Raw genomic sequence first — 26,822 nt, 5'->3', positions numbered from 1 at the left:
AGGTTGTTGATGAGAGTTTTACTGGTTATCGCAATGACGCTGTTTCTCAGCGGCTGCGGGAGTATTATCAGCCGCACAGTGCCTGGCCAGGGCCATGGAAACCAGTACTATCCCGGCGTTCAGTGGGATGTTCGTGATTCAGCATGGCGCTATATCACTATTCTCGATCTGCCCTTTTCGCTGGTGTTTGATACGCTACTGCTGCCGCTTGACGCCAGCCACGGCCCCTATAACTAATTAGCGTTCATCCCATTCATCGGCGGCAGCCTGGCCCTCCTCGGTATCGAGAGAGGGTTCAAGCTGAAACTCGCCTTCATCCCATTCATGCAGCGTGTTTTCTTCCAGCCACTCCTGGCGAAGCTCAATCTCATCATAATCGCCGTCAAAGACGCTCTGCGCAGCCTGACCGCTGAGGACCGGCAGACATTCGCCCTGTTCATCCTCGTCGGCGAAAAATTCGGCCTGCCAGGCAATATCACCGTCCTGGAGTACGTACTTCTGGATATTTAGCTGCTCAATGCTGGCGCTCTCTTCGTCGCTATCGGGATTATTAGCCAGAAACTCCTCGCGGGCTGCATCGATTGCTTCTTCAAGCGTGGCATAGAACATCGAATCCTTTGGCATGGCTAACCTCCTAAGATGAATAGAAATGAACACGATTCAATCTATAGAAGGCGGTTGGCAATGCGTCAAGGAGGTGAACGCCACACGGACATTAATTTACCGAATGCGTGCCGGAACCCGGATTGTCCGTTGCCCGGGGGCGGCGGGAGCGACCGAGGGTCAGGGTCGAGTAAACCGCATTGAACAGCACCACACCGGCGGTGACTAAAAAGACTGCCCGGAAGCCGTAGTTGGCGGAAACCGATGCGCCGATGAGCGGGCCCGTGACGTTGCCGATATCGCGGAACGACTGGTTATAGCTGAATATTCTGCCCGAGATTTGGCTGGTGGAGTTGTACACCAGCAGCGTTTGCACTGCCGGCAGCAGCGCGCCATCGGCGGCGCCTAACAGGAAGCGCAGGATCCCCAGCTGCAGCGGCGTCTGGACAAACGACATGGGAATCAGGAGCAGGACAGAAATCACCAGCGCAACGATCAGGATCTTTTCCGGACCGATACGGTCGCCGAGTTTACCGAGGCGAGGGGCGCTAAGCAGGGCGGCAATACCGGGGACTGAAGCTATCATGCCGCTGATAAACGCAATATTACTGACGTTGCCGGCGAGATCGCGCACGTAAAGCGTCAAAATCGGCGCGATAGAACCGGTAGCCACCTGGATAATCAGCGATGTCACAAACAGACTCAGCACCAGCTTCGGATTTTTAAGCGACGTGAAAACGTCTTTCGCGCTGAGCATCTCTTTTTTACTGACGGCGACAAAATTTTCGCGGATGAGAAAAAGGGTAAATAAGAAACAAATAAACAGCACGCCTGCCGTCATAAAGAAGACGGTACGCAATCCCCAGTGATCGGCCAGGAAACCGCCGGCCAGCGGCCCCAGCAGCGCGCCGCTGACCGCCCCGGTAGAGAGAGTCCCCAGCGCCCAGCCGCTCTTATGACGGGGAATTTGCGTCGCTATCAGCGCATTGGCGTTAGGAATAAATCCGCCGAGCAGACCTAACAGCGCGCGCAGGATCAGAAACTGCCAGATATTCTGCGCCAGGCCCATCAGCAGCATAACGATTGCCATACCGAGGGCCGAGCGCAGCAGCATAATTTTGCGCCCTTTGCGGTCCGCGAGACCGCCCCAGAAGGGGGAGGCCACGGCGGAAAATAAAAAGGTAATGCTGAAAACCAGCCCTGACCACATATTGAGGGCGCTATGGCCGGTTACGCCGAGTTGTTCGACGTAGAGCGGGAGGAACGGCATCACCAGGCTAAAGGCGGCGCCGGTTAAAAAGCAGCCGAGCCAGGTGACGGTGAGATTACGTTTCCAGTTAATGGGGGTATCAGCAGAGGGCATAGGATTCCACTGGCCTGCCGCGCAGGTCAAATAATTGAAAATATGAGCCTGCTAATTATGCGCCTGAGAAATGGTTGCCGCAATGGAGGAGAGCTTTTAAAGCTAAAGGAGGGCTCTGAACGGTGGGGCTTACTCCGCATCCGGATTCAGATGCGGAGCCATTGCGCGAGCGCGCGCCGGGAGGCGCTAGTAACGAGAAGGAACGCCTTCAGGACGCGTTTTAAAGCGGCGATGCATCCACATATACTGTTCCGGCGCCATCAATATGCACTTCTCTACCACTTTGTTCATCCAGACGGCGGTAGTCTCCGCATCGTCCAGCGGCGGATCGCACTCCGGCGGCAGGATAATCAGCTCATAGCCTTTACCGTCCGGTTTACGGCGCGGCACGAACGGCACAACGCAGGCTTTAGACATCTTTGCCAGCATCCAGGTGCCCGAAGTGGTCGCGGCCTGGTCAACGGCGAAAAACGGCACAAATACGCTGGCGGCCGGGCCATAGTCGTGATCCGGCGCATACCAGATCACTTCACCCTTTTTCAGCGCGCGGATCATGCCTTTCAGATCCTTACGATCGATCATGTCTTTGTTGGAGCGCAGGCGTCCCCATGTCTGCAGCCAGTCGATAACCGGGTTATCGTTTGGACGATAAACGCCAATGCCCGGCTCGTTGATACCGAACATGCGCGCGCCCATCTCCAGCGTGAGGAAATGAATGCCAATCAGCAAAATGCCGCGCTTTTGCGCCTGAACATCACGGATATGCTCGACGCCGATGGAGTCAGTCCAGCGCGCAATACGCTTCGTCGGCCAGAACCAGGCCATGCCGGTTTCCATTAACCCCATGCCAACGGATTCAAAGTTTGCCACGACCATGCGGTGACGCTCTTGTTCGCTCTTATCGGGAAAACAGAGCTCCAGATTCCGGTTGGCTATTTTGGCCCGGCGCTTCATTAGCCGCATGGCGAGGCGGCCAAGACCGGTTCCGAGGCGATAAATCAGCGGATAAGGCAGCTGAACAACCAACCAGAGCAGGCCGATCCCGAGCCAAAGCAACCAGTAACGCGGGTGCAGCAACGCTGCGGAAAATTTAGGTAAATGGGTCATCTCATACCTGTTTAATTAAGCAACGTGTTCTATTATCGCATTTTTTTATGCCTCAGCCAAAATACCGGCCGCAGATGGCATTTAATGTTAACGCAAGCAAATATGGGTGAGAAAAATGTAGCGCAAAATGTGGGGATGTAAATTAAGCGTGTTTGCTATATGATGCCCGCCGTTTATTTTACTCATTGACTATGCCGAGCAGGTACACCATGCCAGTGTTACATAACCGCATTTCAAATGAGACGTTAAAGGCGCAAATGTTGGCTGAGACCGAGCCGCGCACGACGATCTCGTTTTATAAATATTTCACTATTATCGACCCAAAAGCCACGCGCGATGCGCTGTGGATTGCGTTGACTAAGCTGAACGTTTTTGGCCGAATTTATCTGGCTCACGAAGGTATTAACGCGCAAATTAGCGTTCCGCAAAGCCGGGTCGATGCGCTGCGCGAATTCTTATACGCTTTTGATCCCGCCCTGAATGGCCTGCGCCTGAATATCGCCCTCGATGATGACGGTAAATCCTTCTGGGTTCTGCGTCTCAAGGTACGCGATCGGATCGTCGCGGATGGGATTGACGATCCGACGTTTGATGCATCGGACGTGGGCGATTATTTAAAGGCTGCGGAAGTCAACGCGATGCTGGACGACCCGGATGCGGTCTTTATTGATATGCGTAACCATTACGAATATGAGGTCGGCCATTTCGAGAACGCGCTGGAGATCCCGGCGGATACGTTTCGCGACCAGCTGCCGAAGGCCGTTGAGATGATGCAGGAACATAAAGATAAAAATATCGTGATGTACTGCACCGGCGGTATCCGCTGCGAAAAAGCCAGCGCGTGGATGAAGCACAATGGGTTCACTAAGGTCTCGCATATTGAGGGCGGGATTATCGAATACGCGCGACGCGCGCGCGAACAGGGGCTGCCGGTTCGCTTTGTCGGTAAGAACTTTGTATTCGATGAGCGTATGGGAGAGCGTATCTCAGATGATGTTATCGCCCATTGCCATCAGTGCGGCGCTCCCTGCGACAGCCATACCAACTGCCTGAACGATGGTTGCCACCTGCTGTTTATTCAGTGTCCTGCCTGCGCGGAGAAATTCGCCGGCTGCTGTAGCGAAGCCTGCATGGAAGAGCATAAGCTGCCGGAAGAGGAGCAGCGAAAACTGCGCGCCGGCCGCGAGAATGGCAATAAGATCTTTAATAAATCTCGCGGTCGGTTGAATACGAAGCTGGGGATCCCGGATCCTGAGCCTTCAGAAAAACCATAGCCAGATAAGATCGATAAACGCCAGCAGAAGCCACAGCGCCAGATAAATCATAAAATGTTCGCGGACGTTGTTAACCAGTAATTCGAACAGGCGACGCATCATCTCTCTCATCATTCACGGCCTCAAGCGAGGCCGTTTCTTTAGCGTGGTTGTCAGGTTGTACGGCGGGCGATTATTTCTTAAACCGCGCCAGTGAAAACGGGGATAGATCAAACCCAAAGGGTTCTTCAAGCGCGAACCGTGTGGCCAGTTCACCGAGTACCGGTGCGAACTTAAAGCCGTGTCCGCTCAGGCCGGTAATCAATAGCGTATCCGGCTGGCCGGGCAGCGTATCAATGATAAAGTCCTCGTCGGCGGTGTTGTCATAGGTACAGGATGCGCCATGCAGGCAGCCGCCGATACCGGGCAACACATTACGCAAGAAGCTAAAAGCTTCAGAGCCGTCCGTTGCAACGGCACCAAACGGCTTACGTTCTTCCGGCGTGGAAATAGGCTGCCCGCCGTTATGCTTGCCGATTTTCAATTCGTTATCTTCTGCCGGGAAACCGTAAAACTGATCGCCATTCGCTAACTCACCGGTAAACGCCGGGAAATTATTTTTGCTGCTGTAGCGGCCATCCGCCTGAAACCAGGCGAAAATTTTACGTACCGGCTGGACAGGGAGTTCTGGCATCAGCCGGGTAACCCAGGTACCGGCGCTAACCAGCAGTTTTTTGCCGCTGTACTCACCATCAAGCGTATCGACGGTTACGCCGTTCGGCGTGTGGTGAATGGCCGACACCGGGCAGTTGAAGAGCTGTGCGGCGCCCGCTTCGCGTGCCAGACGGATCCAGCTTTCAACGGCCAGTTCGCTGCGCAGTATGCCGGATGCGGGTTCAAATATCGCCCGATAATCATCAGGAATACGAATTTCCGGCCAGCGAGTCATCACCGTCTGCGCATCCATTTCTTCGATATTGAGCTGGAACTCGCGCGCGCTGCTGGCAACATTGCGCAGAAAGTCGGAGCCGGCAGGCCCGAGGTTAATCACTCCTGTACGTTCAAAGACGGCTTCACCGCTGGCGGCGGCAAACTCATCCCATAGCTGTTGCGCGCGCAGTACCAGGGGGACATATCTTTCGCCTTCGCCATAGGCGTGACGAATGAGGCGGGTACTGCCGTGATGGCTGCCTTCCTGATGCGGCGGCTGATGGGCATCAATCATCAGTACGTTGAGCCCTGCCTGCCGCGCATAATAGCCTGCGGCAGCGCCGACCGAGCCGCTACCGATAATGATAAGATCGTATTGCATGGTGGGTTCCAGGTTATTGCTTTATTAGCAGGGTAATTAACAACCTGCTGTTATACAAGCCCGAAAATAATTCAGGCACCCGAGGGTGCCTGTTAAGTGAATATTCTGACATTAGCGCTAAATTTTAATGCCTTCGATACTCATTTTCCTGGTATTCGCCAGATTCAATCTTCGCAATACCTGCTTCCAGAATCGAAATAAACTGACGTGCGACGTCCGTCGTTAGCCATAGCGTCTGGCCAATCTCTGCGTCTCTACTGCTTTCTTGAGCGGGGTTTTGGTAGTGCAGGCGCAACATCAGCGCATCGTAACTATCAACGGTGCTGATGTCCCATCCGACGAGGGGATGGGTCTGGATGACTTCATTATTCTTTTCCATCATAACCCCTTATTCATATGTTAAAAGACAACAGTTCTCGAGGTTTAATGCGTGTTTTTTGAAGCAAGTTAATTATATCAGTAGTCAAGAATAAACTCGAGAAATTAAATGAAATAGAGATACATACGCGCCCATTTGCTGATTTTTTAGGCAAATCAGGGAGGGTTAATTGTTATTTATGAAGGTGCTAAGGAAAAGCAATAGGGGAGAGTCTGACTATGAAAAAAATAAAAAAGCCGGGGCGACCCGGCAAAAAATTGCACAATGAGGGAGCAAATTTAATTGACTAGTCGCGGACAAACCAGTCGTCAGCGCTTTCCCAGGTTTCTTGCAGGATTTCGCTAATCCGGTCTTTGTCTTCTTTCAGGCCGCCGATAACCGACAGATTGTTATTAGCCGCGTACCGAACCGTTACCTGACTTGAGGTAGAGGGAAACTGCTGTTCGATACGACGCGAGAGTTCATTGTTCAGCGCATCTAAGGCGCCGTTGGGTAAGGCTGTTGATTTGGCGATAGAGACTTCAATACGCATAATTGCCCCCTGGATAATGTACTGTTTATTTATACAGTACACTCTGAAGATTTACAACAGGGGGCAGGCTATTTATTTTTTCATCGTCCAGCGCACGGTTTCCCCGGCAAGGAACGGCACCAGCGCGTCGCCTGGCAGGGCGATACTCTCGACCACCTGGCTCTCTTCGCGCACCAGCTCCACGTAGCCCTCATTGACCGGCAGGCCATAGAAGCGGGGGCCGTTAAGCGAACAGAAGGCTTCAAAGTGTTGCAGGGCGTTCATCTCCTCAAATACCGTGGCGTAGCTGCCCAGCGCGGTCGGCGCGTTAAAACAGCCTGCGCATCCGCAGCTGGCTTCCTTACGATGGCGGGCATGGGGAGCGGAATCCGTGCCGAGGAAAGCGCGGTCAAAACCGCTGGCAACCAGTTCGCGCAGCGCTTGCTGGTGAATATTGCGTTTCAGGATCGGCAGGCAATAAAGGTGGGGACGCACGCCGCCAACCAGCATATGGTTACGGTTGAACATCAGGTGCTGCGGGGTGATGGTGGCCGCCAGCAGCTCGTTACCGTCGCGTACGTATTCAGCGGCATCTTTGGTCGTGATGTGTTCGAAGACCACCTTCAGGCCGGGCAGGCGCTGACGCAGCGGCTCCATGACCGTTTCAATAAAGCGCGCTTCCCGGTCAAAAATATCGATATCAGCATGGGTGACCTCACCGTGAACCAGCAGAGGCATCCCCAGCTTTTCCATGCGTTCCAGCACCGGCATAATGGCATCCGTACTGGTGACGCCGTGGCTGGAGTTGGTGGTGGCGTTGGCCGGATAGAGCTTGGCGGCAGTGAATACGCCTTCGTTAAATCCGCGCTCCAGCTCAGCCGGGTCGAGCGTATCCGTCAGATAGCAGGTCATCAGCGGCGTAAAATCATGGCCCGCAGGGATCGCATCAACGATACGCTGGCGATAGGCGAGGGCGGCTTCGACGGTAGTGACAGGCGGTACCAGGTTTGGCATCACGATTGCCCGGCCATAAAATTCACTGGTATAAGGCACGACGGTTTTTAACATATCGTCATCGCGCAGATGGATATGCCAGTCGTCAGGGCGGCGGATTTTCAATACCTGGGATTGTGCTGTCATGGAAGGCTCCGGCTAATAGGTTCAGTCATCAGGGCTGTTTTTGCCGGGCACTAAGGATAAGCGTAAACGTTTTCCTTTGCATCAACTTCCGTAAAAAATCGGGCGCTTCAGCGCCCGAGCCATCAGTTGGTGAACGGGATAATAATCTCGCCGGGCTTCACTTCAATCCCTTTAGCATACTTTTTCGCCAGCGCTTCACCGGTGCTGGCATCCTCGCGCAGGACGTAGGCAGGCTGCTGATTGAAGTAGCTACGCAGGGACTGATTCAGGTAAGGGATCAGCGTCTGTACGACAGACTGGAGCTTTTCCGGCTGAACTTTAGCATCGACGACTTCCATCTCCTGCAGGAAAATGGCCCCCTTTTCTTTATTGAAAGCCGGCAGCGCTTTGAGCTTCAGATCGATGGTCGCTTTCTGGTTCCCGAAAAGTGAATTCAGATCTAAATTGGCCACGCCGCTTAACGTGACTTTGTTTGGTTCTTCACGGCCAATAGCGCTGGTAAGATTTTGCAGTTCAATATGGGCATCCGCTACGCCTGGCAGGCCAATATCCTTAGCGAAGTGGTTACGTTTCTGCAGCGCCTGATTGATTTCCTGCTCGCTCACGGAATATTGCGTGAGCTGATTACAGGCGCTAAGCAGGCCGCTAACGATAAGCGCGGCCGCGATAAACATCTTTTTCATTGGATTCCTTAATGTCATGCCATGGGTTCATCCTGACACAAAGCAGCATGGCCCGCCAGCGCAGGAGGTGCTAGCGGAAAAGACTGAAAAAGAGGCGTTCGGCAGCGAAGGGCCAAACCATCCGCTGCCTTGAGGTTAAATAGCCATTGAAGAAAGCAGGTTGATCTGCGTCTGTTTGGCCATGTTGTCACGATAGGCGGCCACCCGACTCGGCCAGTTCACGCCGGCAACCAGCGTCAGATTCCTCAGCAGAGGAAAGAGCTGAATATCATCTTCAGAGAGTTCTCCGTTGACGGCGTTCGGCTGGACAATCAGTTTATCCAGCGCCCGCAGATCGTCGCTGATGTTCTTCACCAGACCGGGGGAATGGGCGAGATGGTCAGCAAAGCTGCCGATAGCCGCCTCTTTCTTTTTCACAAAATAGGCGCGCGCCTCTGGCGTGGCGAATTCATCAAACGCGGATTTGGCAAAGCGGGGGATCAGCAGGCGGTTCGCGTAGCCGTTGACCTTCCGCAGCCAGGTTTCCACCGCCGGATTACGCGGGCCGGTAAGCAGCGGTTTGCCGTCCAGCTTATCGACATAGTGCACGATATCCATGCTTTCCGGCATATAGCGGCTATCGTCTTTTTGCAGGATTGGCGCCATTTTCTGGCCGATCATTCGGGTGGGGGTTAATTCATCATCGTTCAGGAGCACAATCAGTTCGACGGGGATATTTTTCAGGCCGAAAATCATGCGGGCTTTAAGGCAGAACGGGCAGTGATCGTAGATATATAACTTCACGTTTCTCCTCCATTGTTGCTGAACATCCTCAATTCAGTATGGAGGAGAAAGGAAGGCCCGGCAAATCAGGTTCGCGGCTCCAGCATTCCGGAGGCCGAACGTTTTGGACTGAACTGCCACCACAGCGCAATAAACGTCGCGAGGCCGATAATGCCCAGCATCAGCCACGGCAGCTCAGGCTGACCGACGGCCTTACCGGCATCGAACAGCCAGCCGCCGCCTGCGTAGCCGAAAGCGCCGCCGAAGGCCAGGCCTAACCGGCTAAAGCCCATATAGCTGCCGCGCGCTCTGGCATCCGCCAGCGACGCCCCCAGCGTTTCACGCGCGGGTTCAGCGATGATTGACCCCATATAAAATACGCAGATCAGCGTAAACAGCTGCTGCAAATTGCTGCTCAGGCCAATTGGCATCATCGCGAGCGTCATGATCAGCAGGCCGGCCATCAGGCGCTGCTCCAGGCGAAAACGCTTTTCGCTCCAGCGGGCAATCGGATACAGCAGCGTTAGCGAAATGGTCGCTTCAATGGCGTACATCCATTTGACCGCCGCCGGAGAACCCGCAATATCATTCACCATAATCGGCAGCATCAGCATCACCTGCACCGCTAGCATGTAATACCCGGTCAGCGTCAGCACATAGGTGACAAAGCGTTTGTCGCGCAACACGCGCCCCAATCCTTCACGAACCGGCGTTTTGACCGTCGACAGCTTCCAGGCGGGAAGATACCAGGCGTTGAATGCCGCACAGGCGATAAACAGCGCCGCTCCGGCGCTGCACACCAGGCGAAAATCATATTGCAGCAGCCAGCTGCCCAGCAGCGCGCCGATCACCGCTCCTGCGCTGTCCTGCATCATCAGGATAGAGAAGAAACGTCCGCGCTGGTGCGGGCGTACCAGCTTGACCACCAGCGCCGCCCGCGGGGGATCGAACAGCGTGCCGCCGAGGCCTGAAAGAATACAGGAGAGCCACAGCACCCAGGGTTCATGAGCGACGGCCATCGCCGCGAAGCCGGCCGCGCGCATCAGCATACCGGTAACGATCATCGGCTTGGCGCCAAAACGGTCGGCAATGGCGCCGCCAAATATTCCTAAGCCTTGCTGCACCAGCTGACGCAGGCCGAGCGCAATCCCGACCATCAGCGCAGCCCACCCCATCTGGTCGACAAAGCGAATGGAGATAAGCGGGAACACAACGAAAAAGCCGAGTACGACCAGCATGTTATCGACTAACAGGAAATATTTACCCAGGCTCCTTGCCTGCGATACGCGGGACATTTCCCCTCCAGGGAAAAATAAGAATAAGCTCTGACATTTTGCGGGGTTAATGGCTATTTTCCCAGCGCGCTCGCGACAATATTTTTTTATCAAAATGCAAGAACGATAGAGGCTATTCATCGAAAAGCAGAGATGGTGCAGAAAATGGTATGTTGCTGTTTTCACACCGCCGTGCAGGACAGGTATAGTAAAGTCAGCAAGTATTGCGTCAGGGGAACAGGAGAGGGGAATGTTTGGCTATCGCAGTAACGTACCGAAGGTGCGTTTGACGACGGACCGGCTGGTGGTTCGGCTGGTGCACGATCGTGACGCCTGGCGTCTGGCCGATTATTACGCGGAAAATAAAGGGTTCTTAAAACCCTGGGAACCGGTGCGCGATGACAGCCACTGTTATCCTTCCGGCTGGCAGGCGCGTTTATCGATGATTTCTGAGTTTCATAAGCAGGGCTCGGCGTTCTATTTTGCTCTGCTTGACCCGGAAGAAAAAGAGATCATCGGCGTGGCGAATTTTTCGAATGTGGTGCGCGGATCGTTTCATGCCTGCTATCTCGGCTACTCCATCGGGGAGAAATGGCAAGGGCAGGGGCTGATGTATGAAGCGCTGACGTCGGCCATTCGCTATATGCAGCGCACGCAACATATCCATCGCATAATGGCAAACTATATGCCGCATAATCAGCGCAGCGGCGATTTGCTGGCGCGGCTGGGCTTTGAAAAAGAGGGTTACGCCAAAGATTACCTGCTCATTGATGGGCAGTGGCGCGATCACGTACTGACGGCGTTGACGACACCGGACTGGACCCCGGGTCGCTAAGGAGACATCATGAAATATCAGTTAACCGCGCATGAGGCGCGGGTCATTGGCTGCCTGCTGGAAAAGCAGGTCACCACGCCGGAGCAGTACCCCCTGTCGGTCAACGCGGTGGTCACCGCCTGTAACCAGAAAACAAACCGTGAACCGGTAATGTCGCTCAGCGATAGTGAAGTTCAGGATCTGCTCGATACGCTAGTCAAGCGCCATTATTTGCGTACGGTCAGCGGTTTCGGCAATCGGGTGACCAAGTATGAACAACGCTTCTGCAACTCTGAATTCGGCGATCTGAAATTCACGCCGGCGGAAGTCGCTATCGTGACCACACTGCTGCTGCGCGGGGCGCAGACGCCTGGCGAACTCCGCGGTCGCGCGCAGCGAATGCATGAATTCAGCGATATGGCCGAGGTTGAAAGCGTCCTCGAAAACCTGGCTTCGCGAGAAGATGGCCCCTATGTTGCGCGTCTGCCGCGGGAGCCTGGCAAGCGTGAAAGCCGCTATATGCATCTGTTCTGCGATGATATGGATTCACTGATTACCGTCGTGGAGGCCGTGTCGCCGCCCGGCGACGATCTTCAGATGCGCGTTGAGGCGCTGGAGGCGGAAGTTGCCGAGCTAAAAGCGCGTCTCGATTCACTGCTGGCTCACCTGGGAGATTAAGCATGTCGGCGAAACTACGTATAGGAGTGGTTGGCCTGGGCGGTATCGCGCAAAAGGCGTGGTTACCGGTGCTGGGGGCCGCAGATGACTGGACGCTGCAGGCGGCGTGGTCGCCCGGGAAAGAGAAAGCGCTGCGTATCTGTGAAACCTGGCGTATTCCCTATGCGGATTCTCTGGAACAGCTGGCGGCGCAGTGTGATGCCGTATTCGTGCATACTTCAACGGCTTCACATTATGAAGTGGTTTCCCGCCTGCTCAATGCCGGAGTGCATGTCTGCGTTGATAAACCGCTGGCGGATAAACTCAGCGATGCGGAGGCGCTGGTTGAGCTGGCCGCTCGCCGTCATCTCACGCTAATGGTCGGGTTTAACCGCCGTTTTTCCCCCCTCTATCGCGAGCTGAAGGCCCAGCTCGGGAGCGCTGCGTCGCTGCGGATGGATAAGCACCGTGGCGACAGCGTGGGCCACGATCTGCGCTTCACGCTGTTGGATGACTATCTGCACGTCATCGATACCGCGCTATGGCTGGCGGGCGATAAAGCGCGTTTAAGCGGCGGTGCGCTGCACACCACCGCTCAAGGGGAGATGCTGTATGCCGAACACCATTTCAGTTGCGGAATGATGCAGATAACCACCAGTATGCACCGCCGCGCCGGAAGCCAGCGGGAGTGGGTACAGGCGGTAACCGACGGCGGATTATATGAAGTCCGGGATATGCGGGAGTGGCAGGAGGAGCGGGGGCGCGGCGTGATCCAGCGCCCGATCCCCGGCTGGCAGACCACCCTTGAGCAGCGTGGATTTACCGGCTGCGCGCGGCATTTTATCGAATGCGTGCAAAATCAGACGGTTCCTGAAACGTCCGGCGAGCAGGCGCTGCTGGCTCAGCGCGTTATAGAGAAACTCTGGCGCGAAGCGATGAGCGAATAATCCGTTGTAACAACTGACAGTAGTAATTCATTATGAACCCGGTAGACTATCGCCACTTTCCAGCGCCCGCATTTGCGGGCGTTTTACTCCAGGGTTGTGGAATAACACGTTAATGAATCTTTTAAAATCACTGGCGGCCGTCAGTTCGATGACCATGTTTTCGCGCGTGCTGGGCTTTGCGCGCGATGCGATTGTGGCGCGTATTTTTGGCGCGGGGATGGCCACCGACGCCTTCTTCGTTGCTTTTAAACTCCCGAACCTTTTACGGCGTATTTTTGCTGAAGGCGCTTTCTCACAGGCTTTTGTGCCGATTCTGGCGGAGTATAAAAGCAAGCAGGGTGAAGATGCGACCCGGGTTTTCGTCGCCTATGTTTCGGGGCTGCTGACGCTGGTTCTGGCGCTGGTCACCGTCGCCGGTATGCTGGCGGCACCGTGGGTGATTACTATCACCGCGCCGGGATTTGCCAATACGCCCGAAAAGTTCGCCCTGACCACGCAGCTCTTGCGCATCACTTTTCCCTATATTCTGTTGATCTCCCTGGCTTCACTCGTGGGCGCCATCCTGAATACCTGGAACCGCTTTTCGGTGCCTGCTTTTGCCCCGACCTTCCTGAACGTCAGCATGATTGGTTTTGCGCTGTTTGCCGCGCCCTATTTTAATCCGCCGATGCTGGCAATGGCGTGGGCGGTAACGGTTGGCGGTATTTTGCAGCTCGCCTGGCAGCTGCCGCATCTGAAAAAAATCGGCATGCTGGTGCTGCCGCGGGTCAACCTTAAAGATGCTGGCGCGGTGCGGGTGGTGAAACAGATGGGCCCGGCGATCCTCGGCGTCTCAGTCAGCCAAATCTCGCTGATCATTAACACGATTTTTGCCTCATTCCTCGTTTCCGGCTCCGTATCGTGGATGTACTACGCCGATCGTCTGATGGAGTTTCCATCCGGCGTACTGGGCGTGGCGCTGGGGACCATTTTGCTGCCTTCGCTGTCTAAAAGCTTCGCCAGCGGCAATCACGATGAATATTGCCGTTTGATGGACTGGGGATTACGCCTGTGCTTCCTGCTCGCGCTACCGAGCGCGGTGGCGTTAGGGATCCTGGCCAAGCCGCTGACGGTCGCGTTATTCCAGTACGGGAAATTTACCGCTTTTGATGCCGCGATGACCCAGCGCGCGCTGGTGGCGTATTCTGTCGGGCTGATGGGGCTCATCGTCGTGAAGGTGCTGGCTCCCGGATTCTATTCGCGGCAGGACATTAAAACGCCGGTGAAAATTGCCATCGTCACGCTGATCATGACGCAGGTGATGAACCTCGCCTTTATTGGCCCCCTGAAGCACGCTGGTCTGTCGTTGTCGATTGGTCTGGCGGCCTGCCTGAACGCCGCGCTGCTCTACTGGCAGCTGCGGAAACAGAAAATTTTTACGCCTCAGCCGGGCTGGTTCCTGTTCCTGCTGCGCCTGGTCATCGCGGTGATTATTATGTCAGCGGCGCTGCTGGGCGTGATGTACCTGATGCCGGAGTGGTCGCAGGGGACGATGCCGTTCCGCCTGCTGCGCTTGATGGTGGTCGTGGTGGCCGGCGTTGTCGCCTATTTCGCGACGCTGCTGCTGCTGGGCTTTCGCGTGAAAGAGTTTGCTCGCCGCACGGTTTGAGTTGTTCTGATGAAAGAAAAGCCGCTCTGCAGGAATTGCACAGCGGCTTTTTTTACCTGACGGTTCGCTCTTTATCTGGCGGTTCGCTGCGCCGATACGACCCTGGCGCTTTCCAGCAGGCGGATCCCAAGGGCAATCGCACCGGTTACGACGGCGAGGGTCACGACGCCGCTCCAGCCTGCGAGCACATACAGTTTGCTTCCCAGTACTGAACCCAGCGACATCCCAATAAACACGCCGGTGAACAGCAGCGCGTTGAGGCGTCCGCGCGCCTGCGGCTCCAGGCCATACACCAGGTTCTGGTGCGCTACGAGGCTGGATTGCAGCCCCAGGTCAAAACCGACGGCCGAGATGGCAATCAGGATTAGCTGACCATGCGGCGGTAGCGCAGGCAGCAAAAACATCAGGGCAAACGAAACCGTCACCAGCGCCGCGCCCATTTGCGTGACTTTTTCTGCGCCGAACTTGTCGGCCAGGCCGCCGGCCAGCGGGGCGGCAAGCGCCCCGGCAGCCCCTGCAATACCGAAGCCACCGGCTACCGCGCTGCCCATCTGATAGTGCGCCAACAGCATGACCGCAAGCGTAGACCAGAAGGCGCTAAAGGCGATAGAGAGGAATCCCTGGGCGAATGCGGCGCGACGCAGTGCCGGATAGCGTTTCCACAGATGCGCCATTGATTTCATCAGCTGCGGGTAGCTGAGGGTTGAGTGAATTTCGAAGCGCGGCAGCACGCGCCACATCACCACACCAATCATCGCGATGCTGACCGCAGCCGCCTGATACATTACCCGCCAGCCGAATAGCGCCCCCACCAGACCACTAACGGTTCGCGACAGCAGGATCCCCAGCAGCAGGCCGGTCATCACCGTACCCACCATTTTCCCCTGCTTGCCCGCGGGAGCCAGAATCGCGGCTGCCGGTACGATATCCTGCGCCATGGTCGCGGCCATACCGATAAGCAGGCTGACAATCAGCAGAGAGCTTAGCTGACCGGTAAGGCTGCAGAGCAGCAACAGGACGGCCAGCGCGGCGCTTTTCATCAGGATCAGCTTTCTGCGGTCGTGGCGGTCGCCAAGCGGGAGAAGGAAAAGTATGCCCAGCGCGTAGCCGGCCTGGGTCAGGGTCGGAACCAGACCCATACCCTCAACGCTCAAATGGAGGTTAGCCCCCATCAGCGGCAGCAGCGGTTGCGCGTAATAGATTGAGGCGACGCTGAAGCCCGCGCCCAGCGCAAGGATGAAAATGACCCACCTGGCGGCGCGGGAGGTGAGTGGAGTTGGTGTCATGGTGGATTCCTCTTACAAGCGATGGCGCTATTTTTCCCGTAATCCGGCTGGCGCGGTAGATAGCCCGGTGGTAAAACGGTTATACGCTAAACGTATAGGCAAAATATAAATGAAGAAGCAAGAGCGTATAGATCGTATCGAACTGATGCGTACGTTCATTCGTATCGTGGAGGCCGGGTCTCTCTCCGCCGCCGCGGTACAGATGAATACGACCCAGGCGACGGTAAGTCGACGGCTTCAGTCTCTGGAGGGGCTGCTTGGCGCAAAGCTGATTCTGCGCACGACTCACGCGATGAAGCTGACCGATGACGGTGAGCGCTGTTATCAGCATGCCCGCCAGGTCGTCGATGCCTGGCTGGCGCTGGAGGACGACCTGCGGATCACCGATGACCGGCCGGTGGGGATTTTAAGAGTGCGGGCCCCGCATGCGTTTGGTCAGCAACAGCTGCTGGGGCCACTGGTGGATTTTTTGCAGCGCTATCCCCAGCTGGCGGTTGAATGGATGCTGAACGATAAGACGGTCGATTTTCTGAGCGATGGTATCGACTGCGCGATTCGCGTGGGGGCCGAGGTGGATCCGGCTACGGTATCGGTACTGCTGGCCGAGGTTCCCCGCAGCGTGGTGGCATCCCCATCGCTGCTGGCAAACTTGCCGCCGTTAAGCGCGCCGCAGGAGATGTCGTTGCTGCCGTGGATAGCCATCAGCACGTTCTATCAGCATGAGGTGAGGCTGCAGTCGCAGGTGGATGAGCAGCTTATTACCTTTGCCATCGCGCCGTGTCTGAGTACCGATAGCGTGCATGTGGCGCGTAATACCGCGCTGGCGGGGCTGGGCGCGGCGATTGTGTCGAGCTGGGCGGTAGCGGACGATATTGCCGCCGGGCGGCTGGTGGAGCTGTTCCCGCAGTGGCGAGCCTCACCGCTGCCGGTACACCTGGTGTATCCCTGGGCGCGCTACTATCCGACGCGGTTGCGTAAGTTTCTCGACCTGATGCGTGAGGTCATGCCGCAGATTGCGGGGATGCAGCGTCCGGAAGGGGAATAAAAAAAGACCGGCCGCGGGGGCCGGTCTTGTCGAGGTGACGTTACTCTACGGGCTGCGGACGGGTAGGTCCGGCAGCGGCTTTGTGCGTGGCGCTATGACCGCCAGCAGAACCTTTACCGTCAAAATCAAAGTTCGGGCGAACCCACTCGCTTTGACGAGGCGCTTCAGGTACGTAGTCTGGCGCTGGGGCGCGGGTCATCGGCGCCGTGGCGTGACGATTGGCGACCTTAACGACCGGCGCAGCCGTGACAACAGGTTGAGTCGCAACGACCGGCTCCGCCGCTGGTGCAGGTTCAACCACCGGTTCGGAAACAACAGGCGCTTCCTCAACAACCACCGCCGTCTCTTCAACCGCAACAGGTTCAGCGACCGCAGCTTCCGGTTCGACAGCTTCTTGCGCAACGACGTCAACGGCTTCTGCGACAACTTCTTCGGCCACGGCTTCATCGGCTTCGGCAATCAGCTGCGGCTGTTCATCAACCGGGGCGGCGATAGCCTCCGGATGCGTGGTTTCTACGACCGGAACTTCAGGTTCGTTAATCACCGCCACAGGCTCGGTAGTAGCCACTGGCTCGACTGCGCTTTCTGCGGCGACAGCCGGGGCAATCACTTCAGAGACAACCGGCTCAGCGGCAGCCACTGGTGCGACGACGGGCTCAGCCGCAGTGGTTGAGAACTCCTGAACCTGCACGTCTTCCTGCTGCTGGTCCTGAGGGCGAACGACCGGGTAGCGGATCCACACTTTACCAGACGCCATTTCCGGCGATGCGCAGGCTACGGTCAGCGGCATCGGGGATTGCGTCGGGTAACGCTCATCACGGTAGCGACGACGGCGCTGGCCGCTGACGCGCAGGTGACGAGGGGAACGACGTGAACGACGCGGCATACCGTTGGATTCGCGGGCTTCACCGTTGTCGTCATGTTCCGCAGCGGGTTCAACAACCGCCGGCAGATCGACTTTCGCCAGTTCAGTGCGCGGCGCTGCGGCTTCCGGCTGGACGACCGGCGCTTCGGCGACCTGAGGCGCGGCTACCGGCTCGACAACCTGTTCAGCGGCGGCGGATTCAATACGCACCTTCTGCGCCAGCTGGCGAGGTTTACGACGCGGCATCGTCTGCACGCGCTCTTCCTGCTCGCTCTCCTGAACAACCGGCTCTTCGCGGGTTTGCGCTTTGGCTTCCTGCTGAACCTGACGTTTATCATCGTTACGACGGCGATTACGTTCGCGGCGCGGCTGCTGCTCGTCGCGCGCTTTGCCTTTTTCGCTATCTTCGACCGTTGTCTGGCGGATTTCGCGCGGCTCAGCGTTCTGCTGCTGCTTCTCACGACGGTTGCGGCGGTTTTCTTCACGAGACTCGCGGCCTTCGCTGTTCTCGGCACGACTATCGCGGTTCTCGCGGCTATCGCGATTATCCCGGTTGTCGCGGCGGTCATTGCGATCGCGGCGGTTGTTGGAGCGCGGTTTACGACGCTCCTGCTGACGCTCGGATTTCTCTTCCGCTTTTTTCTCAACCTGAACTTCTGCCGGTTTAGTCTCTTCCTCGCTGGAGAACATTTTTTTCAGCGCGCTGAAGAAGCGGGCAACCAGGCCAGGCTGCGCCGGCGCTGCCGCTTTCGGTGCGGATGCGGCAGGCGCAACGGTAGCCGCGGCTCTGGCCGGCTCTTCCTGGGCCGGAGCCGGAGGCGCGTCAGGCATGACAAAAGCAGCCAGCGCCGGTTGTTCCGGGAGTTTACGCTCGGCCGGCTCTTCATCAGAAGGCATGGCCATCTCTTCTTCGTGCAGTTTCGGCAGCAGATAGCTCAGCGTGGAGGTCTCTTCGCCCTTACGCACGCGCAGAACAGAGTAGTGCGGCGTTTCCATCTGGTCGTTTGGCACGATAATAACGCGCACATCGGCCTGACGGGTTTCAATCGCGCTTACCGCGGCACGTTTTTCGTTCAGCAGGTAAGAGGCAATCGGCACCGGTACGATAGCGTGAACTTCTTTGGTGTTCTCTTTCAGCGCTTCTTCTTCGATCAAACGCAGAATAGAAAGCGACAGCGATTCGTTATCGCGCACGGTACCCGTTCCGCTACAGCGCGGGCAGACGTGATGGCTGGACTCCCCGAGCGACGGGCTCAGGCGCTGACGCGACATCTCCAGCAGTCCAAAGCGGGAAATATGGCTGATCTGGATGCGCGCTCTGTCCTGACGGACGGCTTCGCGCAGGCGGTTTTCTACCGCACGCTGGTGGCGAACCGGGGTCATATCGATGAAGTCGATAACGATCAGGCCGCCAAGGTCGCGCAGACGCAGCTGACGAGCGATTTCATCGGCTGCTTCAAGGTTGGTATTAAACGCCGTTTCTTCGATGTCGCCGCCGCGGGTGGCGCGTGCGGAGTTGATATCGATAGCGGTCAGCGCTTCGGTGCTGTCGATAACGATAGAACCGCCGGAAGGCAGACGCACTTCACGCTGGAAAGCGGACTCAATCTGCGATTCGATTTGATAGTGGCTGAACAGCGGGATTTCCCCGGTGTACAGTTTGATTTTGCTGCTGAAATCCGGACGACCCAGCGCTGCAATGTGCTGGCGAGCCAGCTCAAGCACCTTCGGGTTATCGATAAGGATTTCGCCGATATCCTGACGCAGATAGTCGCGGAAAGCGCGCACGATGACGTTGCTTTCCTGATGGATCAGGAACGGAGCAGGGCGGCTGTCTGCGGCTTTCTGGATGGCTTCCCAGTGCTTCAGGCGGAAGCTTAAGTCCCACTGCAGCGCTTCGGCGGATTTGCCGACGCCAGCGGTGCGAACGATAAGTCCCATGCCGTCCGGCAGCTCAAGGCTGGCCAGCGCTTCTTTGAGTTCGGTGCGATCGTCACCCTCGATGCGGCGTGAAATACCGCCAGCGCGTGGGTTATTCGGCATCAGCACCAGATAGCTACCCGCCAGGCTGATAAAGGTGGTCAGCGCGGCGCCTTTATTGCCACGCTCTTCTTTATCGATCTGGACAATCACTTCCTGGCCTTCACGCAGCACGTCCTTGATGTTTGGACGACCGTGAGAATTGTAGTTGGCAGGGAAGTATTCGCGGGCAATTTCTTTGAGAGGGAGGAAACCATGACGCTCGGCACCATAATCAACAAATGCGGCTTCGAGGCTAGGTTCAATACGAGTGATTTTGCCTTTGTAGATGTTCGCTTTTTTCTGTTCGTGCCCGGGGCTTTCGATATCCAGGTCGTACAGGCGCTGCCCATCAACAAGGGCGACGCGCAACTCTTCCTGCTGAGTTGCGTTGATTAACATTCTTTTCATCGTAACTTACTCATTATTCTTACATTGACGACTAAGCTACGGGCAGAGTAACGCCTTACCGGGGAAAACCGATGGCCTCGTGTCTGTTTCACGTCGCCAACCTCACGGCTGTCGCGCGCTTAAGAGGCGCAGAGTGTCGGTCGCCTGTATTTCAAACGGAAACACAGCGCACTTATCAGGGGAACTGCCTGGGATGTATCACCAGAGAAGATTCCATTTATACCCATCGTTTTTCATGCAGCAGGCGTGGCGGCTTAACCTGCTCATCTTAATCATTTGATCCAGATGAGCGCCGGGATATCCCAGTGTGAACGCCTTCCTGCGACGTGAAATCCATAGAGCCTGTACCGGTAAGGACTGCAACCCGCAGCCCGCTAACTGTCTGAAAGATCAATACGTCTTACGCCATTGCTGCGTTGATGATCGGTCAGACAAAATTGGTCATTCCGCTAATTTCTTGTTCTAACAAGTTTCAGCACGGAATACTGCATCATTATTCCATTGCTAAGCTCGTTATAGCAAGTTGACTTTCACCTTTTATCACCCGGTTACTCACAGTTTTTTCACCCGCGTATACAGATTGTTCTAATAACAAACAAAACGATGATGAAGCGTACTGTGAAATCCGGATGATGATAAATATAAGCATATAAAAATGAGTGGCGCTAATGCGTCGGGCTATTTAGAATCGCGCACCATGAAAACTGAGATCCCAAGCGTAAAAATGGTTGCCATTGCTGATGATGAAGCCGGGCAACGTATCGACAACTTTTTGCGTACGCAGCTGAAGGGCGTACCGAAGAGCATGATTTATCGCATCTTGCGTAAAGGCGAGGTGCGGGTTAACAAAAAGCGCGTGAAGCCGGAATATAAGCTGGAAGCCGGCGACGAAGTGCGCATCCCGCCGGTTCGCGTCTCTGAGAAAGAAGAAGAGGCGGTCTCTCCACACCTGCAAAAAGTAGCCGCGCTGGCCGATGTGATTTTATATGAAGACGATCATATCCTGGTGCTTAACAAGCCTTCCGGAACGGCGGTACACGGCGGCAGCGGATTGAGCTTTGGCGTAATTGAAGGTCTGCGCGCGCTGCGTCCGGAAGCGCGTTTCCTGGAGCTGGTACATCGCCTGGATCGCGACACCTCCGGCGTGCTGCTGGTCGCCAAAAAGCGTTCCGCGCTGCGTTCCCTGCACGAGCAGCTGCGCGACAAAGGAATGCAGAAGGATTACCTGGCGCTGGTGCGCGGGCAGTGGCAGTCGCATACTAAAGTGGTGCAGGCGCCGCTGCTGAAAAATATTCTGCAGAGCGGTGAGCGCATTGTGCGGGTTAACCAGGAGGGGAAACCGTCGGAGACGCGCTTTAAAGTTGAAGAGCGTTATACCCATGCGACGCTGGTGCGCTGCAGTCCGGTGACCGGTCGTACGCATCAAATCCGCGTACATACGCAATACGCCGGCCACCCTATTGCTTTTGACGACCGCTACGGCGACCGTGAATTTGATAAGCAGCTGGCGGGCACCGGCCTTAACCGGCTGTTTCTGCATGCGGCGGCGCTGAAGTTTACCCATCCGGGTAGCGGGGAGATTATGCGCATTGAAGCCCCCTTAGATAATCAGCTTAAGCGCTGCCTGCAGGTCTTGCGTAACGCGAAATGACCGCGCTCAGGCTCAGGGTTTGAGCCACCTGGCAAGCCAGGGGAAAACTTCATCCTGCTGTTGTTGATTAAAAACGTGGCCCAGTTCCGGCCACGTTTTTGTTTCCAGCTTATCCTGCGCGTTTTGCGACGCCCACACTTTATGTACTTTTGCGAAGGCGTCGTTAACGGCTTCCGCCGGGAAGAGCTTATCTTGTCCGCCGCTGTAAATAAGCATCGGTTTTGGCGCGGCAATGCTGGCGATATCGGGAATATCGAGGCGTCCGGATAAGCCAGGGTGAAGCATATAAAACGCCGACTGGCCGCGCAAAACGTTGTTGCCAGGCTGCATCAGGCCGTTCCAGGTTCCAAACCAGGAGATAACCGCAGTCGCGGCGACTTTGTCAGACAGGGCGGCCAGCTGCCAGGCGCGAAAACCGCCCATTGAGAAACCCACGACCCCAATGCGTTGACTATCAACCGTTTTTAAAGTGCTGAGGAAATCGACGGTACGCAGATCTTCATAGGCAACTTCACCAGCCAGCGAGCGCCCCAGGTTAAAGTAGTTGCTGGCGAGGGCCTGCTGCTGCTCGTAGACCATCGGCCCTCGGTCCCCCCAACCCGGGCTATCAATGGCGATGACGACATAGCCGCGCTGCGCCAGTTCATCGCCGATAAACCGACCGCTGAAAAATTTATCCGCCCACGCCTCGGCGCTGGCCAGCCGTGCAGCGTCGTTCCACGGACGGATTAGCTTCTCCTTACCGATATCAAACTTTGAGCCATGGTCGTGCAGCAGAACAATTGCCGGGTGAGGGCCGGGGGAATTTGGCGTCAACATCAGCGCGGCAATCCTGTTATCGTCGGTTACGTTGAAGGCCAGCTTCTCGGCGGTATACGCGCCTCGATTTTCTCTCATCAGCGTTTGCGGCGCGAAGGGGAGTGTCGACGCCGGGGTTAGCAGAGACTGCCGAAGCAGCGTACGAGCCTGCTGTCGCCATTGCTCAAAATCACGGTAGTGGCCAGAGAGCCACGAGTCCGGGTAGGTCATCTGCGCTTTCAACTGCTGCCAGGAGGCAGGAAGATTGCCCTCTACGATGCCCTGGCGCTGCCAGTCATGGGCATTAACGCCGGCGGCGGCCAGCAGGGTGAGGGTCAAAAGCGTAGCGCGGGTTGGCATAGTGGCTCCATTTAAAAATAAAACAACGTTTCATAATGGATTCTAATGGCGCGGGTAAAATAAACTGTGACAGGCGATGCATTAATTAAGTTGGGGTAAACCTGCTCTGCTCCGTTGGGCACCGGGTAAAGCGGCGGCACGCGGCCTCAGGAAGAGACCGCGCGGGATCGGGGGGCCTTTATCATGTTTACGTGAGCAGGGGATTCAACGCTTCCCGGCGCAGCATCTGGCACAGGGCAATGAGCGGCAAACCGACCAGCGCGTTGGGATCGCGCCCCTCAAGCCGTTCGAATAGCGTGATGCCTAAACCTTCGCTTTTAAAGCTTCCGGCGCACTGCAGCGGGTTTTCCTTGCGGATATAGCTCTCAATTTCCTGGTCGCTTAAACGGCGGAAATGAACGTCGAAAGGTTCGCATTCCGTTTGTAGATGACCGTTGGCGGAATTGTACAGCGCCAGGCCGGTATAGAACGTGACGATGGTGCCGCTGGCCTTTCTCAGCTGGCGATGGGCGTTTTCTTCCGTATGCGGTTTGCCGGTAATTTCACCGTCCAGGACACAAACCTGATCGGAGCCTATAATGAGGTGCTGTGGGTAGCGTGCGGCAAGGGCCTGCGCCTTTGCCTGCGCCAGACGCATCACCAGCTGGCGGGCAGGTTCGCCGGGCAGCGGGGTTTCATCAACGTTCGGCGCAGCGCATTCAAAAGGCACCGACAGTTTTTCCAGCAGCATTCGCCGCCACGGCGAGGTTGACGCGAGGATTAGTTCAGACATATTTTTTCATCCACATATAGCGCTTCGCAGAGCATCATTTTAAACTATGCGCCGCAATGTGTGCGAATAAATGGCAAAAGGCAACCTGAGGCTGCCTTTTTCTTTGACTCTATGACGTTACAAAGTTAATATGCGCGCCCTATGCAAAAGGTAAAATTACCCCTGACTCTCGATCCGGTTCGCACGGCTCAAAAACGCTTAGATTACCAAGGTATCTATACCCGTGATCAGGCTGTGCGTGTCGCTGATTCTGTTGTCAGCGTGGACAGCGATGTGGAATGCAGCATGTCGTTCGCTATCGATAACCAGCGTCTTGCCGTTTTAAGCGGCGATGCGACGGTGTCGGTAACCCTCGAATGTCAGCGTTGCGGGAAACCGTTCCCCCATCATGTTCACACAACGTATTGTTTCAGCCCCGTCAGAAATGACGAACAGGCCGAAGCACTGCCGGAAGCGTATGAGCCGATTGAGGTTAACGAATTCGGTGAAATCGATCTGCTGGCGCTGGTTGAAGATGAAATCATCCTCGCCTTGCCCGTAGTTCCGGTGCATGATTCTGAACACTGTGAAGTGTCCGACGCGGACATGGTCTTTGGTGAACTGCCTGAAGAGGCACAAAAACCAAATCCATTTGCCGTATTAGCCAGCTTAAAGCATAAGTAATTGAGGAGTAAGGTCCATGGCCGTACAACAGAATAAACCAACCCGTTCCAAACGTGGCATGCGTCGTTCCCATGACGCGCTGACCGCAGTCACCAGCCTGTCTGTAGACAAAGCTTCTGGTGAAAAACACCTGCGTCACCACATCACTGCCGACGGTTTCTACCGCGGTCGCAAGGTTATCGCTAAGTAATCACGCATTACTCCATGGATTTCGCGTTGCAAGAAGACGCAAGCGAGAGAAGCACCAGAAGCATAGCTCACTATGTGACTGGTGTGAACGAGCGCAGTCAACGCACTTGCCGCGTGAAAGACGAAGAGTAAAAGCGTGATGAAGCTTAGTGAGGATCTCCCCGGGTAACTGGGGAATAACCGAACCGAGCAGCGACGATACCTTGACACGTCTAACCCTGGCGTTAGATGTCATGGGCGGGGATTTTGGCCCTTCCGTGACAGTGCCTGCAGCATTGCAGGCACTGAACTCTAATTCACAACTCACACTTCTTTTAGTCGGCGATCCCGACACTATCGCGCCATTACTTGCCAAAGCTGATTTTGAACAACGTTCACGTCTGCAGGTTATCCCTGCGCAGTCAGTTATTGCCAGTGATGCTCGACCCGCGCAAGCGATTCGCGCCAGTCGCGGTAGCTCAATGCGCATTGCGCTTGAGTTAGTGAAAGAAGGGCGGGCGGAGGCCTGCGTCAGTGCGGGTAATACCGGAGCGCTGATGGGGCTGGCGAAGCTGCTGCTTAAGCCCATTGAGGGGATTGAGCGCCCTGCGCTGGTTACTATGTTGCCGCATCAGCTGAAGGGCAAAACGGTGGTGCTGGATTTAGGCGCTAACGTGGATTGCGATAGCACAATGCTGGTGCAGTTTGCCATCATGGGGGCGGTTCTTGCCGAAGAAGCGATCGGTATTAAGGATCCCCGCGTTGCGCTTCTGAATATCGGCGAAGAAGAGATGAAAGGTCTCAGCAGCATTCGCGACGCGGCGGCGGTTTTGAAGACCCTGCCAACCCTCAACTATATTGGGTATCTGGAAGCCAACGAATTGTTGACGGGCAAGACGGATGTTTTGGTTTGTGATGGATTCACGGGCAACGTCACATTAAAAACGATGGAAGGTGTTGTCAGAATGTTCCTTTCACTGTTGAAATCACAGGGAGAGGGGAAAAAAAGGTCGTGGTGGCTGCTTTTATTAAAGCGTTGGTTACAAAAAAGCCTGTCGAGGCGATTCAGTCACCTCAACCCCGACCAGTATAATGGTGCCTGTCTGTTAGGATTACGCGGTTCCGTGATTAAAAGTCATGGGGCTGCCAATCAGCGCGCTTTTTGCGTCGCGATAGAGCACGCAGTGCAGGCTGTGCAGCGGCAGGTTCCTCAGCGAATTGCCGCTCGCCTGGAATCTTTATACCCTGCAGGTTTCGAATTGCCTGAAGGCGGCAGAAGCGGAAATTCCAGGCCTCAAACCCGGATGACCGGCAACGACTGACGCCTCGCAGTTTGAGTTAACCCGGTATATTACCCAAGAGTGACTGAGCGTACATGTATACGAAGATTATTGGTACCGGCAGCTATCTGCCTGAGCACGTGCGTACGAACGCTGAACTGGAAAATATGGTCGATACGTCTGACGAGTGGATTGTTACTCGTACCGGTATCCGCGAGCGTCGTATTGCCGCACCGAATGAAACAGTTGCTACGATGGGCCTTGAAGCCGCTAAGAATGCGCTGGACATGGCGGGCGTCAAGCCGGAGCAAATTGGTCTGATTATTGTTGCGACCACCTCCGGTACCCATGCGTTTCCTAGCTCGGCTTGCCAGATTCAATCAATGTTGGGTATTAAAGGCTGCCCGGCGTTTGACGTCGCTGCGGCCTGCGCGGGGTTCACCTACGCGCTCAGCGTTGCCGATCAATACGTGAAAAACGGTGCGGTGGATTACGCGCTGGTGATCGGCGCTGACGTGCTGGCGCGCACCTGCGATCCTGCCGATCGCGGAACCATTATTATTTTTGGCGATGGCGCCGGTGCCGTGGTGCTGGGCGCTTCTGAAGAGCCGGGCATCATCTCCACCCATCTGCACGCGGATGGCAGCTACGGCGAGCTGCTGACGCTGCCGAACGCCGATCGCGTCGAACCGGAAAACCCCATCTATCTGACGATGGCGGGTAATGAAGTCTTTAAGGTGGCGGTAACCGAGCTGGCGCACATCGTGGACGAGACTTTAGCTGCGAACAACCTCGAGCGCTCTGCGCTTGACTGGCTGGTGCCGCATCAGGCCAACCTGCGTATTATCAGCGCCACGGCGAAGAAGCTGGGCATGTCGATGGACAACGTGGTCGTCACGCTCGACAGACACGGCAATACGTCGGCGGCATCTGTTCCCTGTGCGCTGGATGAAGCCGTTCGCGATGGCCGCATTCAACGTGGTCAGCTTATTCTGCTGGAAGCCTTCGGTGGTGGTTTCACCTGGGGTTCCGCGCTGGTTCGTTTTTAGGA

Annotated in this window: 27 protein-coding genes; 12 read left to right on the top strand and 15 right to left on the bottom strand. The window is 56.0% G+C overall.

All coding sequences use genetic code 11. The features are described from left to right. Positions 1–9: 9 nt before the first annotated feature. Positions 10–237: a YceK/YidQ family lipoprotein gene (locus JLG71_RS17030; protein WP_004849859.1), complete on the top strand. Its 228-nt coding sequence runs from the start codon at positions 10–12 to the stop codon at positions 235–237. Here JLG71_RS17030 and JLG71_RS17025 read toward each other — a convergent pair whose 3' ends face one another. The 3 genes from JLG71_RS17025 to JLG71_RS17015 all read right to left on the bottom strand — a co-directional run bounded on the left by JLG71_RS17025 (position 238) and on the right by JLG71_RS17015 (position 3,073). Continuing rightward, positions 238–624, bottom strand: coding sequence for a MysB family protein (locus tag JLG71_RS17025; RefSeq protein ID WP_004137236.1), 387 nt, complete (start codon positions 622–624; stop codon positions 238–240). A gap of 91 nt (positions 625–715) precedes the next feature. Continuing rightward, positions 716–1,966 carry a multidrug efflux MFS transporter MdtG gene (gene mdtG / locus JLG71_RS17020; protein WP_014228827.1) on the bottom strand — a complete coding sequence of 417 codons (1,251 nt, stop codon included), beginning with the start codon at positions 1,964–1,966 and terminating at the stop codon, positions 716–718. A 186-nt stretch (positions 1,967–2,152) separates the two neighbouring features. After that, positions 2,153–3,073 carry a Kdo(2)-lipid IV(A) acyltransferase gene (locus JLG71_RS17015; protein WP_004849864.1) on the bottom strand — a complete coding sequence of 307 codons (921 nt, stop codon included), beginning with the start codon at positions 3,071–3,073 and terminating at the stop codon, positions 2,153–2,155. A 209-nt stretch (positions 3,074–3,282) separates the two neighbouring features. Here JLG71_RS17015 and trhO point away from each other — a divergent pair, with 209 nt between their 5' ends. After that, positions 3,283–4,347, top strand: coding sequence for an oxygen-dependent tRNA uridine(34) hydroxylase TrhO (gene trhO, locus JLG71_RS17010; protein WP_004849866.1), 1,065 nt, complete (start codon positions 3,283–3,285; stop codon positions 4,345–4,347). Here trhO and JLG71_RS17005 read toward each other — a convergent pair. The 8 genes from JLG71_RS17005 to mdtH form a co-directional block, all read right to left on the bottom strand. Continuing rightward, positions 4,333–4,446 (bottom strand): YceO family protein, encoded by a 114-nt coding sequence (locus tag JLG71_RS17005; RefSeq protein WP_004101037.1) that lies wholly within the window; start codon positions 4,444–4,446, stop codon positions 4,333–4,335. The two genes, trhO and JLG71_RS17005, sit on opposite strands and share 15 nt — an antisense overlap. Positions 4,447–4,519: 73 nt before the next feature. Next, positions 4,520–5,638, bottom strand: a complete 1,119-nt coding sequence (gene solA / locus JLG71_RS17000) for an N-methyl-L-tryptophan oxidase (RefSeq protein WP_025106904.1) — start codon at positions 5,636–5,638, stop codon at positions 4,520–4,522. Positions 5,639–5,762: 124 nt separating this feature from the next. After that, positions 5,763–6,017 carry a biofilm formation regulator BssS gene (gene bssS / locus JLG71_RS16995; protein WP_004101039.1) on the bottom strand — a complete coding sequence of 85 codons (255 nt, stop codon included), beginning with the start codon at positions 6,015–6,017 and terminating at the stop codon, positions 5,763–5,765. A 286-nt stretch (positions 6,018–6,303) separates the two neighbouring features. Next, on the bottom strand, positions 6,304–6,549 hold the full coding sequence (gene dinI / locus JLG71_RS16990) for a DNA damage-inducible protein I (RefSeq protein ID WP_004101040.1): 246 nt from the start codon (positions 6,547–6,549) through the stop codon (positions 6,304–6,306). A 72-nt stretch (positions 6,550–6,621) separates the two neighbouring features. Then, complete coding sequence (gene pyrC, locus JLG71_RS16985; RefSeq protein ID WP_014838079.1) at positions 6,622–7,668, bottom strand: dihydroorotase; 1,047 nt, start codon at positions 7,666–7,668, stop codon at positions 6,622–6,624. 122 nt (positions 7,669–7,790) lie between these two features. Then, entirely contained in the window at positions 7,791–8,351 is a 561-nt protein-coding gene (locus tag JLG71_RS16980) for a lipoprotein (protein ID WP_004849873.1), read from the bottom strand. Positions 8,352–8,486: 135 nt separating this feature from the next. Further along, positions 8,487–9,134, bottom strand: coding sequence for a glutaredoxin 2 (grxB, locus tag JLG71_RS16975; RefSeq protein WP_004849875.1), 648 nt, complete (start codon positions 9,132–9,134; stop codon positions 8,487–8,489). A 65-nt stretch (positions 9,135–9,199) separates the two neighbouring features. Next, a complete protein-coding gene (gene mdtH / locus JLG71_RS16970) occupies positions 9,200–10,408 on the bottom strand; it encodes a multidrug efflux MFS transporter MdtH (protein ID WP_004849878.1) in 1,209 nt (402 codons plus the stop codon). A 229-nt stretch (positions 10,409–10,637) separates the two neighbouring features. Here mdtH and rimJ point away from each other — a divergent pair, with 229 nt between their 5' ends. The 4 genes from rimJ (at position 10,638) to murJ (ending at position 14,453) form a co-directional block, all read left to right on the top strand. Further along, a complete protein-coding gene (rimJ, locus tag JLG71_RS16965; RefSeq protein WP_004131378.1) occupies positions 10,638–11,222 on the top strand; it encodes a ribosomal protein S5-alanine N-acetyltransferase in 585 nt (194 codons plus the stop codon). A 9-nt stretch (positions 11,223–11,231) separates the two neighbouring features. Next, positions 11,232–11,879 (top strand): YceH family protein, encoded by a 648-nt coding sequence (locus tag JLG71_RS16960; RefSeq protein WP_049071789.1) that lies wholly within the window; start codon positions 11,232–11,234, stop codon positions 11,877–11,879. 2 nt (positions 11,880–11,881) lie between these two features. Then, positions 11,882–12,805 (top strand): Gfo/Idh/MocA family protein, encoded by a 924-nt coding sequence (locus JLG71_RS16955; RefSeq protein WP_200913710.1) that lies wholly within the window; start codon positions 11,882–11,884, stop codon positions 12,803–12,805. Positions 12,806–12,917: 112 nt separating this feature from the next. Next, positions 12,918–14,453: a murein biosynthesis integral membrane protein MurJ gene (gene murJ, locus JLG71_RS16950; RefSeq protein ID WP_004849883.1), complete on the top strand. Its 1,536-nt coding sequence runs from the start codon at positions 12,918–12,920 to the stop codon at positions 14,451–14,453. A 71-nt stretch (positions 14,454–14,524) separates the two neighbouring features. Here murJ and JLG71_RS16945 read toward each other — a convergent pair whose 3' ends face one another. Continuing rightward, positions 14,525–15,739, bottom strand: coding sequence for an MFS transporter (locus JLG71_RS16945; protein WP_200913709.1), 1,215 nt, complete (start codon positions 15,737–15,739; stop codon positions 14,525–14,527). Positions 15,740–15,848: 109 nt separating this feature from the next. Between JLG71_RS16945 and JLG71_RS16940 the strand changes: the two genes are divergently transcribed. Then, the gene (locus tag JLG71_RS16940) at positions 15,849–16,784 is read left to right on the top strand and encodes a LysR family transcriptional regulator (RefSeq protein ID WP_004849886.1); all 936 of its coding nucleotides are present in this window, start codon (positions 15,849–15,851) and stop codon (positions 16,782–16,784) included. 40 nt (positions 16,785–16,824) lie between these two features. Here the strand turns inward: JLG71_RS16940 and rne are convergent, their stop codons facing one another. Continuing rightward, on the bottom strand, positions 16,825–20,079 hold the full coding sequence (gene rne, locus JLG71_RS16935) for a ribonuclease E (RefSeq protein ID WP_200913707.1): 3,255 nt from the start codon (positions 20,077–20,079) through the stop codon (positions 16,825–16,827). Positions 20,080–20,776: 697 nt separating this feature from the next. Here rne and rluC point away from each other — a divergent pair. Beyond that, a complete protein-coding gene (rluC, locus tag JLG71_RS16930) occupies positions 20,777–21,730 on the top strand; it encodes a 23S rRNA pseudouridine(955/2504/2580) synthase RluC (protein ID WP_014228836.1) in 954 nt (317 codons plus the stop codon). A 12-nt stretch (positions 21,731–21,742) separates the two neighbouring features. Here the strand turns inward: rluC and JLG71_RS16925 are convergent, their stop codons facing one another. Both JLG71_RS16925 and JLG71_RS16920 read right to left on the bottom strand, forming a co-directional pair. After that, complete coding sequence (locus JLG71_RS16925) at positions 21,743–22,888, bottom strand: dienelactone hydrolase family protein (RefSeq protein ID WP_014228837.1); 1,146 nt, start codon at positions 22,886–22,888, stop codon at positions 21,743–21,745. Positions 22,889–23,075: 187 nt separating this feature from the next. Next, the gene (locus JLG71_RS16920; protein WP_004849894.1) at positions 23,076–23,660 is read right to left on the bottom strand and encodes a Maf family protein; all 585 of its coding nucleotides are present in this window, start codon (positions 23,658–23,660) and stop codon (positions 23,076–23,078) included. A gap of 141 nt (positions 23,661–23,801) precedes the next feature. Between JLG71_RS16920 and yceD the strand changes: the two genes are divergently transcribed. From yceD to JLG71_RS16900, 4 genes are all read left to right on the top strand, one after another. Then, positions 23,802–24,323 carry a 23S rRNA accumulation protein YceD gene (yceD, locus tag JLG71_RS16915; protein ID WP_004849895.1) on the top strand — a complete coding sequence of 174 codons (522 nt, stop codon included), beginning with the start codon at positions 23,802–23,804 and terminating at the stop codon, positions 24,321–24,323. A 16-nt stretch (positions 24,324–24,339) separates the two neighbouring features. Next, the gene (gene rpmF / locus JLG71_RS16910; RefSeq protein ID WP_004101077.1) at positions 24,340–24,513 is read left to right on the top strand and encodes a 50S ribosomal protein L32; all 174 of its coding nucleotides are present in this window, start codon (positions 24,340–24,342) and stop codon (positions 24,511–24,513) included. 202 nt (positions 24,514–24,715) lie between these two features. Further along, entirely contained in the window at positions 24,716–25,813 is a 1,098-nt protein-coding gene (gene plsX / locus JLG71_RS16905; protein WP_200913705.1) for a phosphate acyltransferase PlsX, read from the top strand. A 53-nt stretch (positions 25,814–25,866) separates the two neighbouring features. After that, positions 25,867–26,820 (top strand): beta-ketoacyl-ACP synthase III, encoded by a 954-nt coding sequence (locus JLG71_RS16900; RefSeq protein ID WP_004131395.1) that lies wholly within the window; start codon positions 25,867–25,869, stop codon positions 26,818–26,820. The last annotated feature ends 2 nt before the right edge of the window (positions 26,821–26,822 follow it).

The sequence above is a fragment of the Klebsiella michiganensis genome (assembly GCF_015139575.1).
GTDB lineage: Bacteria > Pseudomonadota > Gammaproteobacteria > Enterobacterales > Enterobacteriaceae > Klebsiella > Klebsiella michiganensis.
Note: the sequence above shows the minus strand (reverse complement) of the source record. Positions and strands in the feature narration are given on the sequence as shown.

Bases quoted from the DNA above. Each gene is read 5' to 3' on its own strand.
- JLG71_RS17030 (WP_004849859.1), top strand. From the start codon at position 10: ATGAGAGTTTTACTGGTTATCGCAATGACGCTGTTTCTCAGCGGCTGC.
- JLG71_RS17025 (WP_004137236.1), bottom strand. From the start codon at position 624: ATGCCAAAGGATTCGATGTTCTATGCCACGCTTGAAGAAGCAATCGAT.
- mdtG (WP_014228827.1), bottom strand. From the start codon at position 1,966: ATGCCCTCTGCTGATACCCCCATTAACTGGAAACGTAATCTCACCGTC.
- JLG71_RS17015 (WP_004849864.1), bottom strand. From the start codon at position 3,073: ATGACCCATTTACCTAAATTTTCCGCAGCGTTGCTGCACCCGCGTTAC.
- trhO (WP_004849866.1), top strand. From the start codon at position 3,283: ATGCCAGTGTTACATAACCGCATTTCAAATGAGACGTTAAAGGCGCAA.
- JLG71_RS17005 (WP_004101037.1), bottom strand. From the start codon at position 4,446: ATGCGTCGCCTGTTCGAATTACTGGTTAACAACGTCCGCGAACATTTT.
- solA (WP_025106904.1), bottom strand. From the start codon at position 5,638: ATGCAATACGATCTTATCATTATCGGTAGCGGCTCGGTCGGCGCTGCC.
- bssS (WP_004101039.1), bottom strand. From the start codon at position 6,017: ATGGAAAAGAATAATGAAGTCATCCAGACCCATCCCCTCGTCGGATGG.
- dinI (WP_004101040.1), bottom strand. From the start codon at position 6,549: ATGCGTATTGAAGTCTCTATCGCCAAATCAACAGCCTTACCCAACGGC.
- pyrC (WP_014838079.1), bottom strand. From the start codon at position 7,668: ATGACAGCACAATCCCAGGTATTGAAAATCCGCCGCCCTGACGACTGG.
- JLG71_RS16980 (WP_004849873.1), bottom strand. From the start codon at position 8,351: ATGAAAAAGATGTTTATCGCGGCCGCGCTTATCGTTAGCGGCCTGCTT.
- mdtH (WP_004849878.1), bottom strand. From the start codon at position 10,408: ATGTCCCGCGTATCGCAGGCAAGGAGCCTGGGTAAATATTTCCTGTTA.
- rimJ (WP_004131378.1), top strand. From the start codon at position 10,638: ATGTTTGGCTATCGCAGTAACGTACCGAAGGTGCGTTTGACGACGGAC.
- JLG71_RS16960 (WP_049071789.1), top strand. From the start codon at position 11,232: ATGAAATATCAGTTAACCGCGCATGAGGCGCGGGTCATTGGCTGCCTG.
- JLG71_RS16955 (WP_200913710.1), top strand. From the start codon at position 11,882: ATGTCGGCGAAACTACGTATAGGAGTGGTTGGCCTGGGCGGTATCGCG.
- murJ (WP_004849883.1), top strand. From the start codon at position 12,918: ATGAATCTTTTAAAATCACTGGCGGCCGTCAGTTCGATGACCATGTTT.
- JLG71_RS16945 (WP_200913709.1), bottom strand. From the start codon at position 15,739: ATGACACCAACTCCACTCACCTCCCGCGCCGCCAGGTGGGTCATTTTC.
- JLG71_RS16940 (WP_004849886.1), top strand. From the start codon at position 15,849: ATGAAGAAGCAAGAGCGTATAGATCGTATCGAACTGATGCGTACGTTC.
- rne (WP_200913707.1), bottom strand. From the start codon at position 20,079: ATGAAAAGAATGTTAATCAACGCAACTCAGCAGGAAGAGTTGCGCGTC.
- rluC (WP_014228836.1), top strand. From the start codon at position 20,777: ATGAAAACTGAGATCCCAAGCGTAAAAATGGTTGCCATTGCTGATGAT.
- JLG71_RS16925 (WP_014228837.1), bottom strand. From the start codon at position 22,888: ATGCCAACCCGCGCTACGCTTTTGACCCTCACCCTGCTGGCCGCCGCC.
- JLG71_RS16920 (WP_004849894.1), bottom strand. From the start codon at position 23,660: ATGTCTGAACTAATCCTCGCGTCAACCTCGCCGTGGCGGCGAATGCTG.
- yceD (WP_004849895.1), top strand. From the start codon at position 23,802: ATGCAAAAGGTAAAATTACCCCTGACTCTCGATCCGGTTCGCACGGCT.
- rpmF (WP_004101077.1), top strand. From the start codon at position 24,340: ATGGCCGTACAACAGAATAAACCAACCCGTTCCAAACGTGGCATGCGT.
- JLG71_RS16900 (WP_004131395.1), top strand. From the start codon at position 25,867: ATGTATACGAAGATTATTGGTACCGGCAGCTATCTGCCTGAGCACGTG.